Here is an 18,570-nt window from a genome sequence, read left to right as displayed (position 1 = left end):
GACTTTGCAAGTCAGTAAGCTGAGCAATAACCACTTGTACTTGCGCATAACCGCCATGCCTTGTCACTCTGATATGAGACTCAAGCATAGCGCGCTTCCTGACTCGGATAAGTAACGCTAGTCATACCTGATTATCTTTTAAGCAGCCTATCCGTTGGTTAACTTAAGATTCAGGTATAAAAAAAGCGCCCGAAGGCGCTTTTTATAAAATCCAGAAAGGCTTACACCTCAGTGGACTTCTCTACAACGGTAACCAGAGTGAAGGTCTTTGTCTTAGACAAAGGACGGCACTCTCTTACAGTGACGATATCGCCAATGTTGCACTCGTTGTTTTCATCATGTGCATGCAGTTTAGTAGTACGCTTGATGAATTTACCGTAGATCGGGTGCTTCACCTTGCGCTCGATAGCCACAACAATGGACTTGTCCATCTTGTTGCTTACGACACGGCCCTGCAGTGTACGTGTATTTTTTTCAGTCATTAGGCACCTGCCTTCTGAGTCAGAATGGTCTTAACACGCGCAATACTGCGACGCACTGTTTTCAACTGGTGAGATTTTTCCAGCTGACCTGTGCTGTGTTGCATGCGCAGGTTGAACTGTTCGCGCAGCAGGTTCAGCAGCTCTGCGTTCAGCTCTTCTACGCTCTTGTCTTTCAGTTCAGTAGCTTTCATTACATCACCGTCCGAGTTACAAAGGTTGTCTTGAAGGGCAACTTAGCAGCAGCCAGTGAGAACGCTTCACGAGCCAGCTCTTCAGAAACGCCTTCGATTTCGTAAAGTACACGACCAGGCTGGATCTGGCATACCCAGTATTCAACGTTACCCTTACCTTTACCCTGACGAACCTCAAGAGGCTTCTCAGTGATTGGCTTATCGGGGAACACTCGGATCCAGATTTTACCTTGACGCTTAACGTGACGAGTCAGGGCACGACGAGCAGCTTCGATTTGACGAGCAGTCATGCGACCACGGCCAGTGGCTTTTAAGCCGAAAGTACCGAAGCTTACCTTACCGCCTGCAATTGCCAGACCGCGGTTACGACCTTTGTGCTGCTTACGGAATTTCGTACGTTTTGGTTGTAACATCTCTTAGCCCCCTTGCTTAGCGCTGCGGCCTTTCTTCTTAGGTGCTGGAGCTGGAGCTTGCTCTACAGCGTTAGCTGCTGGCAGACCGCCCAGAACTTCACCTTTGAAGATCCACACTTTAACGCCGATGATACCGTAGGTAGTGCTGGCTTCAGAGGTAGCGTAATCGATGTCGGCACGGAAAGTGTGCAATGGCACACGGCCTTCACGATACCACTCAGAGCGAGCGATTTCAGCGCCGCCAAGACGACCGCTTACTTCAACCTTGATACCTTTGGCACCAATGCGCATAGCGTTTTGAACCGCACGCTTCATAGCACGACGGAACATTACACGGCGCTCCAGCTGGCTGGAGATGCTGTCGGCAACCAATTGAGCATCTAGCTCAGGCTTGCGAACTTCCGCAATGTTGATCTGTGCAGGAACGCCGGCCAGGTTAGAAACGTGCTTACGCAGTTTTTCTACGTCTTCACCTTTCTTACCGATAACCACGCCAGGACGCGCAGTGTGAATAGTCACACGGATGCTCTTGGCTGGACGCTCGATTACGATCTTAGAAACTGACGCATTCTTCAGTTCTTTGGTCAGGAACTGACGTACCTGATGGTCATTGAACAAGTTGTCTGCGTATTCTTTAGTATTAGCGTACCAGGTAGAAGTCCATGGTTTGCTGATACCCAGGCGTATACCTGTAGGATGTACCTTCTGTCCCATTATCTACTCCTAGTTATCAGCCACAACAACAGTGATGTGACTGCTACGCTTGAAAATACGGTCCGCACGGCCTTTAGCACGAGGCTTAATACGCTTCATGGTCGGGCCTTCGTCGACGAAGATCTTCGCTACTTTCAGCTCGTCGATATCTGCACCTTCGTTATGCTCAGCATTGGCGATGGCAGACTCAAGAACCTTCTTTACCAGACCAGCCGCTTTCTTAGGGCTGTAAGTCAGAAGTTCCAGAGCTTTCTCAACGTGCATTCCGCGAATTTGATCCGCAACCAGGCGCGCTTTCTGAGCCGACGTACGGGCAAAACGGTGTTTAGCTAATGCTTCCATTATCCTACCCCTTAACGTTTAGCTTTCTTATCCGCGACGTGGCCGCGGTAAGTACGCGTTGGCGCAAATTCGCCCAACTTGTGGCCGACCATTTCGTCAGTAACCAGTACTGGAACATGTTGGCGACCGTTATGGACTGCAATGGTCAACCCAATCATATTTGGGATGATCATGGAACGACGTGACCAAGTTTTGATTGGACGACGATCATTCTTTTCCACCGCAGTCTCTACCTTCTTCAACAAGTGCAGGTCAATAAATGGACCTTTCTTGAGAGAACGTGGCATGGTGAATCCTCGCTATTACTTATTACGACGGCGTACGATGAGCTTATCGGTACGCTTGTTATTACGGGTCTTCTTACCCTTGGTAGGTTTACCCCAAGGAGAAACTGGGTGACGACCACCAGAGGTACGGCCTTCACCACCACCGTGAGGAAGATCAACCGGGTTCATGACAACACCACGAACGGTTGGACGAACACCTCTCCAGCGAGTAGCACCCGCTTTACCCAATTGACGCAGCATGTGCTCAGCGTTGCCTACTTCACCAATGGTGGCGCGACAATCAGCCAGAACTTTACGCACTTCACCACTGCGCAAACGCAGAGTGATGTAACCGCCGTCACGGGCCAGAATCTGAGCATAAGCACCAGCAGAACGTGCCATTTGGGCACCTTTACCAGGCTTCATCTCGATGGCGTGTACTGTTGTACCAACAGGCATATTGCGCATTGGCATAGCATTACCAGCTTTGATTGGTGCAGCAGCACCAGACAGCAACTGATCGCCAGCACTGATTCCTTTAGGAGCCAGGATGTAACGACGCTCACCATCTGCATACAGAACCAAGGCAATGTTAGCAGAACGGTTAGGATCGTATTCCAGACGCTCAACTACAGCAGGAATACCGTCTTTGTTACGTTTGAAGTCGACAATACGGTAGTGTTGCTTATGACCGCCACCAATGTGACGAACAGTGATGCTACCGCCGTTATTACGACCACCGGTCTTGCTTTTCTTTTCCAACAAAGGTGCATAAGGGGCGCCTTTGTGCAGATCAGGGTTGACGACCTGAACAACGTGACGACGACCGGCTGAAGTTGGATTCGCTTTCAATAATGGCATGGTTAAATCCCCTATTACTCAGCGCCACCGACGAAGTCGATGTCCTGACCTTCTTTCAGCTGTACGTAAGCTTTTTTCCAGTCGCTGCGCTTGCCAATACGCATACCGGTACGCTTGGTTTTACCCTTTACGTTTACGGTGCGAACAGCATTGACTTCAACTTCAAACAGTTTCTCAACCGCTTGCTTGATTTCAGCTTTGGTCGCGTCTCTCAACACTTTGAAAACTACAGTGTTGTTGCCTTCGGCAGCCATAGTAGATTTTTCAGAGATGTGTGGCGCCAAAACCACTTTCAGTAGACGTTCTTCGTTAATCATGCCAACGCCTCCTCAAGTTGCTTCACTGCGTCAGCAGTGATCAACACTTTTTCAAACGCGATCAGGCTAACAGGATCGATACCGGCTACGTCACGTACGTCAACCTTGTACAGGTTGCGAGCAGACAGGAACAGGTTCTCGTCAACTTCTGCAGTCACGATCAACACGTCTTTCAGATCCAGGGCTTTCAGCTTAGCCAAAAGTTCCTTGGTCTTAGGTGCTTCAACACCGAACTTCTCAACAACAATCAGACGCTCCTGGCGAACCAGTTCAGACAGGATGCTTTTGATAGCACCACGGTACATCTTCTTGTTTACTTTCTGATCGAAGTCACGAGGCTTAGCAGCGAACGCACGGCCACCACCAACCCAAATTGGGCTGCGAATAGTACCAGCACGTGCACGGCCAGTACCTTTTTGGCGCCATGGCTTCTTACCACCACCGCTGACTTCAGAACGCGTTTTTTGCGCTTTGGTGCCCTGGCGAGCGCCAGCACCGTAAGCTACTACTACCTGGTGTACCAGAGCTTCGTTAAACTCACGTCCAAAGGTAGCTTCGGATACTTCAAGAGCGCTGTTCGCGTCTTTCAATACTAATTCCATCACTATTCTCCCAGACGTTACGCTTTAACTGCAGGCTTGACGATCAGATCGCCGCCTGTAGCACCGGGTACTGCACCACGAACCAACAACAGGTTGTTGGCAGCGTCAACACGTACAACTTCCAAAGACTGAACAGTAACTTGCTCATCACCTAAGTGACCAGCCATCTTCTTGCCTTTGAAAACCTTACCAGGTGACTGGTTCTGACCGATAGAACCAGGGGCACGGTGAGACAAAGAGTTACCGTGCGTGTTGCGCTGGTGACGGAAGTTCCAACGCTTAATAGCACCGGCGAAACCTTTACCTTTAGAGGTACCGATTACGTCAACCTTGGCATTCTCAGCAAAGATTTCAACAGTGATTTCACTGCCAACTTCAATGCCTTCGCCTTCATTTTCATTCAGGCGGAATTCCCACAGACCACGGCCCGCATCAACACCAGCTTTAGCAAAGTGACCTGCTTCAGCCTTGGTTACGCGGTTAGCTTTCTTGGTACCTGCAGTGACTTGCAGCGCGCGATAACCGTCTTTCTCTTCAGTACGCAACTGAGTGACGCGGTTAGGCGTTGCTTCGATAACAGTCACAGGGATGGACACGCCATCTTCAGTGAAGATGCGGGTCATACCTACTTTACGACCGACTATACCAATCGCCATTGTTAAAACCCTCTCTTGTTAGCCCAGGCTGATTTGAACATCAACGCCGGCAGCCAAGTCCAACCTCATCAGCGCGTCTACTGTTTTATCAGTAGGCTCGATGATGTCCACCAGACGCTTATGGGTACGGATTTCATATTGGTCACGTGCATCTTTATTTACGTGAGGAGAAATCAGAACCGTGTAGCGTTCTTTGCGGGTAGGCAGAGGAATAGGACCGCTAACCTGAGCACCAGTGCGTTTGGCAGTTTCAACGATTTCAGCCGTAGACTGATCGATCAACTTATGATCAAACGCTTTCAAACGAATACGAATTCTTTGATTTGGCATCGACCAAGCTCCAATCAAAAGAACAAAAAAAATTCACCCTCACCAACCTGAAAAACCAGGGGGAGGATGGGTGTAAACCGCCGACCCAAAATTAGGGTCTTGTGTTCGCTTTTGGTTTGATTGCTCATTCCAAAAACGTCTGCCTTTTTGGCAGTGGGCGCGAATTATACCTACGTCGGTTTTTTATGCAACCTAAATCCAACAAATAATCTGAGATTTCGATGTCCGCCCATGAGTCGGCAATCGTAGCTTTAAAAGCTGGCGGGGATAGCACAAAATAGTCCTTAGCTATATCCTCCACACGGGTGGTCGGCTATAGTAGCCCTAACATAGTAAGTACATGATAACTTTGTAAAACATGATCACGAGCAAATCTGACCGCCAGCTAACTCAAATTCGTCAGCTATTAGACGATTACAGCGGCTTGATGGATGCTTATGAAAAGCTGGAAAGCATTGTGCTGGGCATGTTCAATGCCGAGCGCATGAGTATATTCCAACGCAGACGCCAGCATCAGGATTTAGTAGCCCGCTTTAAAACCGGCCGTGAAGTACGTGAAATCAAAGTTCAGATTACTCCTCAGTCTATCGCCGGTTATGTGGCACTCAGCCAACTGCCACTGCTTATCTCCGATCCATATAATGCAGAAGAGTTAGCCGGTATTCACCCAAGGCTCAGATTCGCTGACAGATTCGATAAGTCTTCATCTTTTGTTACCCGCAATATTATTTGCGTGCCGGTGATGAATGCCGGCGTGTTACTTGGGGTAATGCAAATCATCAACAAGCGCCAGGGAGATTTCAATTCAGATGATTTAGAACTGGCGAATCAACTTGGTGCCATGATTGGTGAAAAATTTCGCTTTGAATTGGGAGGCACCAATAAGCCGTTTCAGTACTTAGTACACAAAGAACTGATATCGGAAGCCAACCTGGACAACTTGCTAGAAAACTACAAAGACCCTAAACAGCTGATACAAAGGCTTGTCAGCGAATATCGGATAGCCGAAAACGAATTAGGGCACGCTCTGTCGGTGCATTATCAGGTGCCATTCCTGGCTTATTTGCCGGACAAATATCATATCTACCAGGGCAACAGTAAGCTCAACCTGTCATATCTGAAGCGCAATTATGTGGCCGTTGTTGCCGACGTTTCCGAAAATCCCATTATTTTAATGGCAGAGCCCAATAACGCTGCCCTGCTGATGGAAATTGAAAGCGCGCTGGGTATAGAAAGTTACGATATTCACGTTTCGCTCCCCAGCCACGTGTTGCAGTATTTAGGAGAGAGCGCCGGTGGTGCCGTGGCACCTGGTGAAATGGATGAGATACTGGATGAGATCGGTGGCGGTGGCGAAGACCTCGAAGAACAGCAAGACGACCTGTCCGATGATGCCCCAGCCGTAGTGAGGCTGGTGAGCCGCATATTGCATGACGCCAAACGGCTGAATGCCTCAGATATTCACGTTGACGCAGAAAAAAACGGCCCCACAAGGGTAAGAATGCGTGTAGACGGTGTATGTCGGGATATCACCCAGATCCCAGCCTCCCACCATAACGCCGTTGTGGCCCGTATTAAAATTCTGGCTAATCTGAATATCGCCGAAAAGCGCGTTCCGCAGGACGGTAAACTGGCAGTGAAAATGTCGGGGCAATTAGTGGAAGTGCGGGTAGCCACTATCCCCACTGTCGCTGGCGAAGGTGTGGTAATGCGGATCTTGGCATCCGGTGGTGCAATGCCTATGGACAAGCTCAACCTTGCTCCTAGCAATGCTAATCGCCTTAAAGAGATGATCAAAAAGCCCCACGGCATTATCTTGGTAGTAGGTCCAACCGGCTCAGGAAAGACTACTACGTTGCACGCCGTGTTAGGCGACCTGAATACGCCGGAGAAAAAAATCTGGACTGCGGAAGACCCAGTGGAAATTACTCAGGCTGGCCTTCAGCAAGTGCAGGTAAGTCCCAAAATCGGCTTCACCTTTGCCAATGCCCTTCGCGCCTTTTTGCGTGCCGACCCAGATATTATCCTTATCGGTGAAATGCGGGATAAAGAAACCGCTCACGCAGGCATTGAGGCCTCCTTAACGGGCCACTTGGTGCTTTCTACCCTACATACCAACTCAGCCCCAGAAACCATCACTCGTCTTCTGGACTTAGGGTTGGACCCAGTTAACTTCTCAGACGCTTGTGTGGGAATTTTGGCCCAACGCTTGATTCGAACCCTCTGCCCTAACTGCAAAGAGGAATACCAGGCAAGCGATGCCGACATTGGCTTCATTCATCGTCAGTATGGTGAAGAATATATCGATGAGTTGAATCTGCCTGAACCTTTGATGTTATACCGTGCTAAAGGCTGTGAGGCTTGTGGCGACATTGGTTATAAAGGAAGAACTGGCGTACATGAATTGCTGGCGATGACGCCAGAACTCAGAGCGCTGGTATATAAGGAAGCCGCCGTGTCGGCCATGAAAGAGCAGGCAATGAAGGATGGCATGCGCACCCTAACCCAGGATGGCATATATAAGGTGCTTAAAGGGGACACAGACATTGCCCAAGTGCAAATTATCAGCGGCGCAGAGTGATGGCAGGCAAATGACTCGCAGGCCCTTTGCTACACTCTGTTTATCTACGCTGCTCAACTGAGTGAACGTCATGGCAGATGAATTAGAACAATCATTTCAGACCCTTAAGCAAACTATTCCGTTACTGCTTAAGCATCAAATTTCTGCCATTCCGACCAATTATGCACTTTGGTATACCTATGCCAGCAATCAGTCAGCCCCCCTAAATGCCGAGCTAGACAAGCTGACACTAAATGACCAGCCAATATCCACTGCCAAACTTCAGGAGCTCTACCAACAGCATGTGGCCGGTGGATTGGAAGTCGGTGCTTGGCAGCTACGACAGTCTTTGGAAGCTATGCTGACTGAGCTGTCTCAATCGCTGCTGGATACCCGAAGTGATACACAGAACTTCAAACAAAGTATCGATAACCGACTGTCGGATCTGGATAAAGTCGAAAAAGAGGGCTGGTCCGTTGAAGAGGTGATGCAACTCGTTCGCTCACTGGTTAAAGAAACCCAGCACATTAAACGCAGCACCCTGGATTTTGCAGCGGCCCTGGCTACCGCAGAAAAGGAAATAACCGAGCTACGCGCTCAGTTGAAGGACAGTCAGCAGCATGCTTTGTTCGATGCACTAACCGGTCTGCATAATCGCCGTTACCTGGATGAAGAATTAAAGGTGATGAAACCAGACATGGGAACCTGTCTGATTATGGTAGACATAGATCACTTTAAATCTATCAACGACCAATTTGGTCACCAAATGGGTGACAGGGTGCTCAAAGCCGTGGGCAAAAAACTCAAAGACTGCTGCCGAGAAAATGCCATGGCATTCCGCTTTGGCGGCGAAGAGTTTGCCGTCCTACTAAAAGCCAGCAAGTTAACCCAAGCCATTCATCAGGCAGATGTAATGCGCCGTGCCATAGAAAAAGTCAGTGTAATTGACAGACGCACCGGCAAAACCCTGGATGGCATCAGCGCCTCATTTGGCGTTGCCGAATTCACCGGCACCATGCGTAACAGCGATTTACTCGAACAGGCGGATAAACAACTTTATCAGGCCAAAACCTTGGGTCGTAACCGTGTCATGCCATTGAACAAATAGCGCGGCCAAATTATGGCATACGAATCGGCTTAACTGACTTTCACGGAAACGCCTGGTGCTCAGGCAAGGATGTATGCAACTCATACCAGCAGGCCTTGTCTGACAACCAGATATGCATCGCTTCCTGGCTGCAGGGGTCATCATCCAGCGACCCCAGTCTCAATATAATGTGTGAGGTATTTTCCCGTTTCGCATAAATTTGTGTGCCACATTGTCGACAAAAATATCGATGTTTACCCGGCGAAGATTCAAATTGGTTTAACTGCTCCGCGCCTTCAAGCTGGAAGTCAGCATCTGCTACTGCAGCCACACTGGAAAATGCCGCACCATGCGCCTTGCGACAAGTGCCACAATGACAATGCACGATATCGCCAACTTTACCGGCTATTCGATAACTAACCTGACCGCATAAACAGCTGCCTTTTATCACAATTCTATCCTTATTAACGGCATGGCATATTCACCACAGAGTGAAGACCGACATAAGGAGCCCCTTATTACATAATATGCTACTGATTGAAAGCCCACAGAGCCTTGCGATACAGGTTTACAAAGAGCTTTCCCCGAAGCTATCCATACATAGACAAGAACTTATCATGCAGTTGTTCCTGGCTTTCCGGGTGCGCGGGGTCGGGCTCGATGCAATCAACAGGACAGCAGGCCACGCATTGTGGCTCATCATAATGCCCCACACACTCAGTACACTTATTAGTGTCTATTACATAGATCTCTGCTCCCATGCTAATTGCCTCGTTGGGGCATTCCATAGGGCAGACATCACAGTTGATACATTCTTCAGTAATATAAAGTGCCATAAGCTTAACTCCCGACCTGATAGAAAGGTTGTCTGGTGGTACTTTGCAGTGGTAGGTTGCGCATCAGGATACCCATGTCAGCTCTGACGTTATCAGGTCCCTTGACCCACACTTTATAGCCCGCGCCCGGCGCTACTTGCATGGGCAACCCAGACTCGGTATGCATTTGTGTCAAGGTAAAATCATAGTTCCCGCCTGGCGTCATTAGCTCGAGGCTACACCCCTGCATAAACTTATTTTTGACCTCCACCAGCAAGCTACCGTCAGCACGTTGCTCTAACACCTCACCAACCAGTTGCTGACTGTCACTGACAGAACTGCCATCCTCGTAGTTCTGATACTCATCATGAGTATGCCGACGTAAAAATCCTTCGGTATAACCTCGGTTGGCAAGCTTCTCTAACTCTGCTAGTAACTGTACGTTAAAAGGCTTGCCCGATACGGCATCATCAATCGCTCGCCGATAAGCCTGAGCGGTGCGGGCACAATAGTAGAACGACTTGGTTCTTCCCTCGATTTTTAGAGAGTCAACCCCTATCTCGATGAGCCGCTGTACATGTTGCACGGCTCTGAGATCTTTGGAGTTCATAATGTAAGTGCCGTGCTCATCTTCAAATACCGGCATCAACTCATCGGGACGCAAAGCCTCTTGCAAAAACGCTTGCGGCTTAGCAGTCTCTTGTTCTTGAGCCCCTCCACATTGACTCCCTTGCATACCATGCACCTGATATTGCCATCGGCAAGCGTTAGTACAGGTTCCTTGGTTAGGGTCGCGCTTGTTCATATAACCGGATAGTAAACAGCGGCCTGAATAGGCCATGCACAATGCCCCGTGCACAAAGACTTCAAGTTCAATATCCGGGCAGCGCTGACGGATCTCCTCGATCTCTTCCAACGCCAACTCCCTGGATAATATTACCCGCTTAATACCTTCCTGCTGCCAAAAGCGCACAGTCGCCCAGTTCACGGCGTTAGCTTGTACCGATAGATGGATATCCAGATTGGGAAACGCATCTCTGGCTAACATTATTAAGCCAGGATCTGACATGATCAGGGCATCCGGATTCATCTCCACCACCGGGCGCAAATCCTGTAGAAAGGTTTTAAGCTTACTATTATGTGGCGCTATGTTATTCACGACATAAAGCTTCTTTCCTTGCGCGTGTACTTCATCTATAGCTTCAGCCAACCTGGCATGATTGAACTCGTTATTCCTAACCCTCAGTGAATAGCGAGGCTGGCCGGCATAAACGGCATCGGCTCCATAAGCCAAGGCATAGCGCATGTTCTTTAGGCTACCGGCCGGACTTAGTAATTCCGGTTTGCCCTTGGTGGTGGACATAAAATAACTCCGCGAAGAATAAGGGATACTGGCATACTACGCAGAATTTCGATGGCAGGTGTTAATCAGGATCAATAAACTTAGGTTAAACTGTACAGGTTATTCGGTGAGCCGTTACACCGTGAATAAAGGGGCAACCATGGGTTTTGTCTGCCCTTACTGACGGCTGTAAGAACTTTTGCACAAATATTTAGCAGAAAACGGGTTTTTAACTGTGTTTTCCTGTATACTTGCGCGCGATTTTTTTTCCCTTAAACTTTGTGAAGGAAACCATGGCAGATTTATCCCTCTACAGAAATATTGGTATTTTCGCCCACGTTGACGCGGGTAAAACTACCACTACAGAACGCATCCTGAAGCTCACTGGTAAGATCCACAGACTGGGTGAAGTGCACGATGGTGAATCCACCATGGACTTCATGGAGCAGGAAGCCGAGCGCGGTATTACTATCCAATCAGCAGCAACAACCTGCTTCTGGAAAGGCCACCGTTTTAACGTTATCGACACTCCCGGACACGTTGACTTTACGGTTGAAGTATACCGTTCACTGAAAGTTCTGGACGGTGGTATCGGTGTATTCTGTGGTTCTGGCGGTGTTGAACCTCAGTCAGAAACCAACTGGCGCTATGCTAACGATTCTGAAGTTGCTCGTCTGATCTTCGTCAACAAGCTTGACCGTATGGGTGCAGACTTCTACCGCGTTGTTAAGCAAATCAAAAACGTACTGGGCGCAAACCCACTGGTGATGACCCTGCCTATCGGCCGTGAAGACGAGTTCGTTGGCGTGGTTGACGTATTGAACAAACAAGCGCTTGTTTGGGACGATAGCGGACTGCCAGAGAATTTCGAAGTTAGAGAAATCCCTGAAGACATGGTTGATCTGGTAAATGAGTACCATGAGCAACTGGTCGAGACTGCCGTTGAGCAAGACGATGATCTGATGATGGCCTACATGGATGGTGAAATCCCATCAATTGAAGACCTGAAGCGTTGTATCCGTAAAGGTACTATCAATCTGTCTTTCTTCCCCACCTTCTGTGGTTCAGCCTTTAAGAACAAAGGTATGCAGCTGGTATTGGACGGCGTTATTGATTACCTGCCAAGCCCAACAGAAGTTCAGCCTCAGGATCTGACCAACGAAGAAACCGGCGAGCCTACTGGTGAAGTGGCTACTGTTTCTGTTGATGAGCCTTTCCGCGCTCTGGCATTTAAGATCATGGATGACCGTTTCGGTGCCCTGACCTTTATCCGTGTTTACTCTGGTAAGCTGAACAAGGGTGATACCATCCTGAACTCTGCTACCGGTAAAACCGAGCGTATCGGCCGTATGGTAGAGATGCACGCTAACGACCGTAACGAGCTGACTGGTTGCCAAGCCGGTGACATTCTGGCGTTCGTAGGTATGAAGAACGTGAAGACTGGTCACACTCTGTGTGATCCTAATCACCCTTGTACTCTGGAACCTATGATCTTCCCTGAGCCGGTAATCTCTATTGCCGTTGCACCAAAAGACAAAGGTGCTTCAGAGAAGCTGGGTAACGCATTGTCTAAGATGATCGCGGAAGACCCAACTTTCATCGTTGAAACCGACGAAGACTCTGGCGAAACCATCCTGAAAGGTATGGGTGAGCTGCACCTGGATATCAAAGTAGACATCCTGAAGCGTACTTTCGGTGTTGAACTGGTTGTAGGTAAACCTCAGGTTGCTTACCGTGAAACTATCACTAAGCCAGTTGAAGATTCATACACCCACAAGAAGCAGTCTGGTGGTTCCGGTCAGTTCGGTAAGATTGATTACCGCATCCGTCCTGGTGAGCCAGGTACAGGCTACAAGTTCAGCTCTACTGTTGTAGGTGGTAACGTTCCTAAGGAATTCTGGCCTGCCATCGATAAAGGCTTCAAGAGCATGCTGGACGAAGGTACCCTGGCTGGTTACCCGGTTCTGGATCTGGAAGTAGAGCTGTTTGACGGTTCATTCCACGCGGTTGACTCATCAGCCATCGCGTTCGAAATTGCCGCTAAAGGCGCCTTCCGTCAGTCTATTCCAAAAGCTGCACCACAGCTGCTGGAGCCGATCATGAAGGTTGACGTGTTCACTCCTGAAGATCACGTAGGTGACGTTATCGGTGACCTGAACCGTCGTCGTGGCATGATCAAAGATCAGGAAGCTGGTGTAACTGGCGTGCGCATCAAGGCAGATGTACCTCTGTCTGAAATGTTTGGCTACATCGGTTCACTGCGCACTATGACCTCTGGTCGTGGTCAGTTCTCTATGGAATTCTCACACTACCTGCCTTGCCCGGCCAACGTGTCTGAGAAAGTCATCGAAGAAGCGAAAGCGCGTAAAGCTGCTGCTAAGAAGTAATAGCTTCAAAGCCTAAAGAAAAGCCGACCTTATGGTCGGCTTTTTTATGTCTGAAATTAATTCCATCACTGCCCCGCATATCCTTGTTTGCATCCGAAAGCAAAGCATCCTTGAGTATTTTTCAACCAGTCGGGTTAAGTTGTTTGTTCAACAGGGTATGGAAGTACTGCGTGGCCAAACAAAATTGGTATGATAGGCTCAACGATTTCTATTGGCGCTTCAGAGGGGACCCATGTCCAAGACAGATGATATGCCCAGCATCCAGCTGGAACCGGAAGATAGAGACGCCTATCTGAATAAACGCAGCAAGCAACCAAAGACAGACAAAGCTGCCGTTGAAGAACCCACTACTGCTGCACCTAAAGGCGGGGCAGGCAAGGGTTTGGTCTTTTTCGTTATGCTGCTGGCCCTGGGTGGTCTTGGGGCAAATGGCTGGCTTTACCAGCAACTGGAGCTGGAAAAACAGAATCTGCAAGCGGCCAAAAATCGTATCGAGGATCTCGAGGGTAAACTGTCGGCAACCGGTGAGGAGATGGGCGAGTCCACCGTGGCGTTGCAAGCCAAGCTCAAGGCGGTCACAGAGAAAACCGACGAGCTTTGGGAGCAGATGGATAAGCTGTGGGCCTCAGCCTGGCGCAAAAACCAGTCGGAAATTAAAGAGCTGTCTACCTCTTTGGGTAATCTGCAGAAACAGCAACAATCCGTAGCTGAAAAAGCTCGCTTGTTGGAAACTGACATCTCCATGAGTACGACTCGGGTCAGTGCCATTGAAGAGCAGTTTACCAAGCTACAAAATGGCCAGGATACCCTGCATACCAGTTTGATGAAGATCAGCTCCGCGCAGCCGCAGCTAAACAGTCAGTTGGATGAGCTTAAGGGTAAACTGCGTGACAGCCTACAGAATATCCAGGATCTGGGGTTGCGTATCACCCAGCTGGAAAACATCATCCAGGCACCGACCGCATCTACATCCGCACCGGCCTCAAACACCGGCGAGTAAGTATTTAAAAAGCCCCGATTAAGGGGCTTTTTTGTTCAAACTATGATTAGAAGGCCACGGGAAAGCGCTGATGAACAGCGGCTATTGCAGCTAACTGGGTATCACTTAATCTATGCTCAAAAGCCCCGATATCCTCTTTTAGCTGTACCATACTGGTTGCGCCTATAATGGTTGAAGTCACCCCATCAACCTGGTTGACCCAAGCCAAAGCGAGCTGGCATGGGGTCATAGACAGTGACGCCGCTAAATCGACATATTCCTTCACAGCCGCCTGAGACATTGGCGTGTCCCGGAATAAACCATTGCGCTGAGTCAGTGTCCAGCGGCTACCTTCAGGTCTCTGACCATTTAGATACTTACCACTTAGCATACCACCTGCCAAAGGAGACCAGGGAAGATAGGCAACATCAGAGTGCACACATTGTTCCACCAGATAAGGCCAGTCCTTGGTATGCAGTAAATTAAATTCATTTTGAATCGATACCATACGAGGCAGACTGTATTTCTCACTCAAACGCAAATATTCTGCAATTCCCCAAGTGGTATCGTCAGACAAACCACAATAACGGATTTTGCCGGCCTTCACGCAAGTATCCAGCGCCTGTAAGATTTCCAGCATCTGATTACTGTGTTTTAATGTATCGACATCGGTAAAGCTTACCTGGCCAGGCCAATGCTTACCAAAATGCGGAGTAGTTCGGTTCGGCCAGTGCAACTGGTAAAGATCGATGTAGTCGGTTTGCAGTCGTTGTAACGAGGCATCTACCGACTGAATCACCGCCTCTGCGGTAATATCCCCTCCGCCACGAATATAAGAAATACCGGGGCCGGCAATTTTACTGGCAACAATCAACTCTTTGCGTTTACTGGCATTTTTTGCCAGCCAGTTCCCCAGTATTGTTTCGGTCTTGCCGTAGGTGTCGGCGCTCGGAGGTACCGCGTACATTTCAGCTGTGTCTATAAAGTTAATCCCCTGATTAAGGGAATATTCCAACTGTGCGTCAGCGTCTGCCTGGTCATTCTGCTTACCCCAGGTCATGGTACCCAGACACACTCTTGATACCTGTAAATCGCTGCTGCCTAATCTGCTGTATTGCATGGTTTACCTCTTTATTCGGCGTAATTTTGTTTTATTGGGGCAGAGCCTGGCAAGCTCAACCCTTGCTTCAGCATTACCTTTCTGCCAGGCGATATACAGAGCGACCAACAGCAGGTACCATACTTGCTTCTTTTAGCTATTTCACTCGCCTTAGCCGTTATTCCTATGTCATCCGACTACGATGCGCAAAAACCTATTGGTGTATTTGATTCAGGACTTGGCGGACTCAGTGTACTTCGCGAGATTTATCGCCAATTTCCAGACGAAAGACTTATCTATGTGGCAGACTCGGCCCACGCCCCCTATGGAACTAAAACAGCAGATTTCATCACTTGGCGCTGCGAACAGATAGTCGCTTTTCTCGAGGAACAACAGTGTAAAGCAGTAGTGGTAGCCTGCAACTCTGCCACGGCAATCTGCATTGAGCACCTGCGAGCAAACTCAAATTTGCCGATCATTGGCATTGAGCCCGCGATTAAGCCGGCAGCAGCATCCAGCCATAGCCGACGAATTGGACTTTTAGCCACTAAGGCAACGCTGAATAGCAAGAGACTCATGACACTGCAGCAATCCTGGGCGCAGCAATGTGAGGTAATCTGCGTACCCTGCCCTGGCTTTGTGGAATGTGTTGAGAGAGGTGATATATGCGGTCCTCATGTAAGAGCATTGGCTTCCCCCATATTGGAACATCTAACTCAGATGGGCGTTGACACATTAATCCTCGGCTGCACCCACTATCCTTTCCTGCTTCCCCTGTTCAACGAACTGGTAAAAAATGAGATGCGCATTATTGACCCGGCGCCTGCAGTTGCCAAACAACTAGGTCTGCGTCTTAGTCAACAGGGTTTGCTGGCAAGGGGGAATAACACGGAAGTAATAGGTTTTTATTCAAGTGCTCCCGAACTTATCAACCAACAAATAATTCAGCAACTGTGGGGAACATCACTGCGCGTCCAATCACTTCCGGCATGATATTTTATTGATTATCAGAATTGGGATTTAACTTCGCCAACTCCCTTTTCGCGGCCTTGAGTTCCTGCTCAACTGCCAGCCTGGCTTCCACCATCTCATTGGCGACGGCAGCCAGCGAACGAAACTCGGCAAAACCCAACTTACGCTCATCCAGACGCTGGTATTGACGTTTACAGCGATAGAAAAACTGGATAAAGGCGGAGAAGGCTCGCTGAAATGTCACCAGGCTTTGTATTAGTACCAACATCAGCGTTGCCAGTGTGAACAACATAATAAGCAGCCCCGTGCGTTCCACTCGCTGTTGCTCTGCATTAAGCAGTGGTTTCAACACCTCATCCAATTGGTGCAGACGCATTTCCATATCCTGCGCAATACTACGAAACTCACCTTTTAAACCGTCATCCTGCCTCAAGCCGATTTGTTGGTAGGAATGCACCAGTTGTTCAAACCCAGCCTGATAACCAGATAACAGGCCTTGTAATACGTCCTTTTGCGGAGCATCATCAATCGCCGACTGGAATTGTAAAAGAAGCTGGTGTTGGCGCTCGACATACTCCAGGCGCTTACGCAGCATAAAGTCTTTTTCACTGCGGCGAATTTGTAAAAGCAGCACTTGCCACTCGGCTTGCCCACTTTGCCGCAATTGGGTTTCTAAAGCATGTACGGCTTCACGAAACTGCCCCTGCTGCCCTTTCGTTTCGTCAAAACCTATACGTGACTGTAAGGTTACTAATTGGGCAAACTTATCCTGATAAGCGCTGACGGCACTGCTTAGTTCATTCAACGATGCAGGGATAATCTCGAGTCTCTCTAAGTGTCTTGCGAGTTGGTTCAGATTGGTGATCAGCGCTGCCGCTTGTTCGTTTAACATTTCCACATAGCGCAGATCGGCTCGTAACAGAAAGTCTTTCTCATGTCGGCGTAATTGCAACAGCTGATTGTGCAACAACACCAATTGCATACGCTGCTGACTGAGGTCGATGAGGCGATCTGTGGAGTATAGTTGGGTCCCAACCAACAGAGCCATACCAAACAAGCAGACAAGAATAATCAGTAATAGTCGATACTTAATGGAGTCTAGTTTCATCTGCTGCTCCTTGGGTAACCTTAGGAGCATAACAAGGGATTGTGACGTTTCCGTGGCGGCTAAAGGGGCGTCAACAGGTCATATGACGTATATATTAAAGCTGACGGAAACCCGCATTGCATCACTGCGATTAGGCATCACAGCATGGGGCACATGTGAGCGAAACAGCATTAGTCTATTTTCTACCGGGGCATAACAGGTTTCATAGTTTTCAATGCTCCCCTGTGGGTTTGGTATCGCCGTCTGCATATTCGGATGATAAAACTTGATATCCCCGCACCCCACAGGAGCCGATAAATAAAACACACCGCTCAGGAATGAGGGATGGATAGCATGCAGATGGTTATGCACCTCCTGGCTATCTCCGGGTGCGTAGAAGTTAAACCAACTCTCTCTTACCTCTATACCCTGAGCATCAGGATAGAGTTTACTCAGAAAGGCGCCAGCGTGACGAATGAGGAAGTCATGAAACGCTGTTAGGTCATACTTTTGAATAATCTGTCGATGCGCCGACAAGCGTGACTGAATATAAGAACGACTGTTGGCATCACTGCGAGTCAGAATTTCATCCAGTTCCTGTTGGACCACTGATTGCAGTTCGGCTCTTACTCCGGCAATCTCACTCTCGCTGGCATCATGATGATAAATAGCAGTGGGAAACCAAAGCTCAATTTTCATAACAATATTATCCGATACAACTCTCGAGTCGAGGGTAACGTATCACTGCGTCAAGCTCCACTGTCAATGTTAACTATCTCTAATGTTGGCGACCTATCAATGTCTGGATGTTGGGCAATAAAAAAGGCTCCCTAGGGAGCCTTTTCAATCACTTAAGCAATTAAAATCACTCAAGGATCTTAGATACTACGCCTGCACCTACGGTACGGCCACCTTCACGGATAGCGAAGCGCAAGCCTTCGTCCATCGCGATTGGGCAAATCAGGTCTACAACAAACTTCAGGTTGTCGCCTGGCATTACCATTTCTACACCTTCTGGCAACTGTACTGAACCAGTTACGTCAGTGGTACGGAAATAGAACTGTGGAC

The 18,570-nt window shown here is 48.8% G+C and carries 23 protein-coding genes; 5 read left to right on the top strand and 18 right to left on the bottom strand.

The annotated features are described in order from the left end of the window. Nucleotides 1-221: 221 nt before the first annotated feature. Genes rpsQ through rpsJ form a run of 11 tightly spaced genes read right to left on the bottom strand, consistent with a single transcriptional unit; the run spans nucleotide 222 to nucleotide 5,174 of the window. Nucleotides 222-482: a 30S ribosomal protein S17 gene (rpsQ, locus tag J0A65_RS14100; protein ID WP_206594823.1), complete on the bottom strand. Its 261-nt coding sequence runs from the start codon at nucleotides 480-482 to the stop codon at nucleotides 222-224. Further along, on the bottom strand, nucleotides 482-673 hold the full coding sequence (rpmC, locus tag J0A65_RS14095; RefSeq protein WP_206594821.1) for a 50S ribosomal protein L29: 192 nt from the start codon (nucleotides 671-673) through the stop codon (nucleotides 482-484). The genes rpsQ and rpmC overlap by 1 nt, the downstream gene beginning before the upstream one ends. Beyond that, complete coding sequence (gene rplP / locus J0A65_RS14090; RefSeq protein ID WP_188693952.1) at nucleotides 673-1,086, bottom strand: 50S ribosomal protein L16; 414 nt, start codon at nucleotides 1,084-1,086, stop codon at nucleotides 673-675. Before rplP ends, rpmC begins: the two co-directional genes overlap by 1 nt. Nucleotides 1,087-1,089: 3 nt before the next feature. Continuing rightward, entirely contained in the window at nucleotides 1,090-1,800 is a 711-nt protein-coding gene (gene rpsC, locus J0A65_RS14085; RefSeq protein ID WP_206594819.1) for a 30S ribosomal protein S3, read from the bottom strand. 9 nt (nucleotides 1,801-1,809) lie between these two features. Next, nucleotides 1,810-2,142: a 50S ribosomal protein L22 gene (rplV, locus tag J0A65_RS14080; RefSeq protein ID WP_102794230.1), complete on the bottom strand. Its 333-nt coding sequence runs from the start codon at nucleotides 2,140-2,142 to the stop codon at nucleotides 1,810-1,812. Between the two features lie 11 nt (nucleotides 2,143-2,153). After that, nucleotides 2,154-2,429: a 30S ribosomal protein S19 gene (gene rpsS / locus J0A65_RS14075; RefSeq protein ID WP_206594817.1), complete on the bottom strand. Its 276-nt coding sequence runs from the start codon at nucleotides 2,427-2,429 to the stop codon at nucleotides 2,154-2,156. 15 nt (nucleotides 2,430-2,444) lie between these two features. After that, nucleotides 2,445-3,269: a 50S ribosomal protein L2 gene (rplB, locus tag J0A65_RS14070; RefSeq protein WP_206594816.1), complete on the bottom strand. Its 825-nt coding sequence runs from the start codon at nucleotides 3,267-3,269 to the stop codon at nucleotides 2,445-2,447. Between the two features lie 14 nt (nucleotides 3,270-3,283). Next, on the bottom strand, nucleotides 3,284-3,586 hold the full coding sequence (rplW, locus tag J0A65_RS14065; RefSeq protein ID WP_188693968.1) for a 50S ribosomal protein L23: 303 nt from the start codon (nucleotides 3,584-3,586) through the stop codon (nucleotides 3,284-3,286). Then, entirely contained in the window at nucleotides 3,583-4,188 is a 606-nt protein-coding gene (gene rplD / locus J0A65_RS14060) for a 50S ribosomal protein L4 (protein WP_188693972.1), read from the bottom strand. Before rplD ends, rplW begins: the two co-directional genes overlap by 4 nt. A gap of 17 nt (nucleotides 4,189-4,205) precedes the next feature. After that, a complete protein-coding gene (gene rplC, locus J0A65_RS14055; protein WP_206594815.1) occupies nucleotides 4,206-4,844 on the bottom strand; it encodes a 50S ribosomal protein L3 in 639 nt (212 codons plus the stop codon). A gap of 18 nt (nucleotides 4,845-4,862) precedes the next feature. Continuing rightward, entirely contained in the window at nucleotides 4,863-5,174 is a 312-nt protein-coding gene (gene rpsJ, locus J0A65_RS14050; RefSeq protein WP_010179497.1) for a 30S ribosomal protein S10, read from the bottom strand. A 358-nt stretch (nucleotides 5,175-5,532) separates the two neighbouring features. Here rpsJ and J0A65_RS14045 point away from each other — a divergent pair, with 358 nt between their 5' ends. Next, nucleotides 5,533-7,755, top strand: a complete 2,223-nt coding sequence (locus J0A65_RS14045; protein ID WP_232849963.1) for a GspE/PulE family protein — start codon at nucleotides 5,533-5,535, stop codon at nucleotides 7,753-7,755. 70 nt (nucleotides 7,756-7,825) lie between these two features. Continuing rightward, nucleotides 7,826-8,842, top strand: coding sequence for a GGDEF domain-containing protein (locus tag J0A65_RS14040; RefSeq protein ID WP_206594814.1), 1,017 nt, complete (start codon nucleotides 7,826-7,828; stop codon nucleotides 8,840-8,842). Between the two features lie 40 nt (nucleotides 8,843-8,882). Here J0A65_RS14040 and J0A65_RS14035 read toward each other — a convergent pair whose 3' ends face one another. The 3 genes from J0A65_RS14035 to trhP all read right to left on the bottom strand — a co-directional run bounded on the left by J0A65_RS14035 (nucleotide 8,883) and on the right by trhP (nucleotide 10,999). Further along, nucleotides 8,883-9,272, bottom strand: coding sequence for a GFA family protein (locus tag J0A65_RS14035; protein ID WP_206594813.1), 390 nt, complete (start codon nucleotides 9,270-9,272; stop codon nucleotides 8,883-8,885). A 139-nt stretch (nucleotides 9,273-9,411) separates the two neighbouring features. Beyond that, nucleotides 9,412-9,657 (bottom strand): YfhL family 4Fe-4S dicluster ferredoxin, encoded by a 246-nt coding sequence (locus J0A65_RS14030; protein ID WP_206594812.1) that lies wholly within the window; start codon nucleotides 9,655-9,657, stop codon nucleotides 9,412-9,414. A gap of 4 nt (nucleotides 9,658-9,661) precedes the next feature. Next, the gene (trhP, locus tag J0A65_RS14025; RefSeq protein WP_206594811.1) at nucleotides 9,662-10,999 is read right to left on the bottom strand and encodes a prephenate-dependent tRNA uridine(34) hydroxylase TrhP; all 1,338 of its coding nucleotides are present in this window, start codon (nucleotides 10,997-10,999) and stop codon (nucleotides 9,662-9,664) included. Nucleotides 11,000-11,271: 272 nt separating this feature from the next. Here trhP and fusA point away from each other — a divergent pair, with 272 nt between their 5' ends. Further along, nucleotides 11,272-13,365: an elongation factor G gene (gene fusA, locus J0A65_RS14020; protein WP_206594810.1), complete on the top strand. Its 2,094-nt coding sequence runs from the start codon at nucleotides 11,272-11,274 to the stop codon at nucleotides 13,363-13,365. Between the two features lie 232 nt (nucleotides 13,366-13,597). Further along, nucleotides 13,598-14,365, top strand: coding sequence for a hypothetical protein (locus J0A65_RS14015; RefSeq protein WP_206594809.1), 768 nt, complete (start codon nucleotides 13,598-13,600; stop codon nucleotides 14,363-14,365). Nucleotides 14,366-14,411: 46 nt separating this feature from the next. Here J0A65_RS14015 and J0A65_RS14010 read toward each other — a convergent pair whose 3' ends face one another. Next, nucleotides 14,412-15,464 carry an aldo/keto reductase gene (locus J0A65_RS14010; protein WP_206594808.1) on the bottom strand — a complete coding sequence of 351 codons (1,053 nt, stop codon included), beginning with the start codon at nucleotides 15,462-15,464 and terminating at the stop codon, nucleotides 14,412-14,414. A gap of 123 nt (nucleotides 15,465-15,587) precedes the next feature. On the opposite strand from J0A65_RS14010, the gene murI reads away from it, so the two are divergent. Then, a complete protein-coding gene (gene murI / locus J0A65_RS14005; RefSeq protein WP_206594807.1) occupies nucleotides 15,588-16,436 on the top strand; it encodes a glutamate racemase in 849 nt (282 codons plus the stop codon). Nucleotides 16,437-16,440: 4 nt separating this feature from the next. Here the strand turns inward: murI and J0A65_RS14000 are convergent, their stop codons facing one another. From J0A65_RS14000 to J0A65_RS13990, 3 genes are all read right to left on the bottom strand, one after another. Next, on the bottom strand, nucleotides 16,441-17,523 hold the full coding sequence (locus J0A65_RS14000) for a hypothetical protein (protein WP_206594806.1): 1,083 nt from the start codon (nucleotides 17,521-17,523) through the stop codon (nucleotides 16,441-16,443). A 78-nt stretch (nucleotides 17,524-17,601) separates the two neighbouring features. Beyond that, nucleotides 17,602-18,201 carry a TIGR02466 family protein gene (locus J0A65_RS13995; protein ID WP_206594805.1) on the bottom strand — a complete coding sequence of 200 codons (600 nt, stop codon included), beginning with the start codon at nucleotides 18,199-18,201 and terminating at the stop codon, nucleotides 17,602-17,604. Between the two features lie 166 nt (nucleotides 18,202-18,367). Then, nucleotides 18,368-18,570, bottom strand: a 203-nt coding sequence (locus tag J0A65_RS13990; protein ID WP_463451663.1) for an EF-Tu C-terminal domain-related protein, incomplete at its 5' end; no start/stop codon positions are given.

The sequence above is a fragment of the Bowmanella yangjiangensis genome (assembly GCF_017255015.1).
GTDB lineage: Bacteria > Pseudomonadota > Gammaproteobacteria > Enterobacterales > Alteromonadaceae > Bowmanella > Bowmanella yangjiangensis.
Note: the sequence above shows the minus strand (reverse complement) of the source record. Positions and strands in the feature narration are given on the sequence as shown.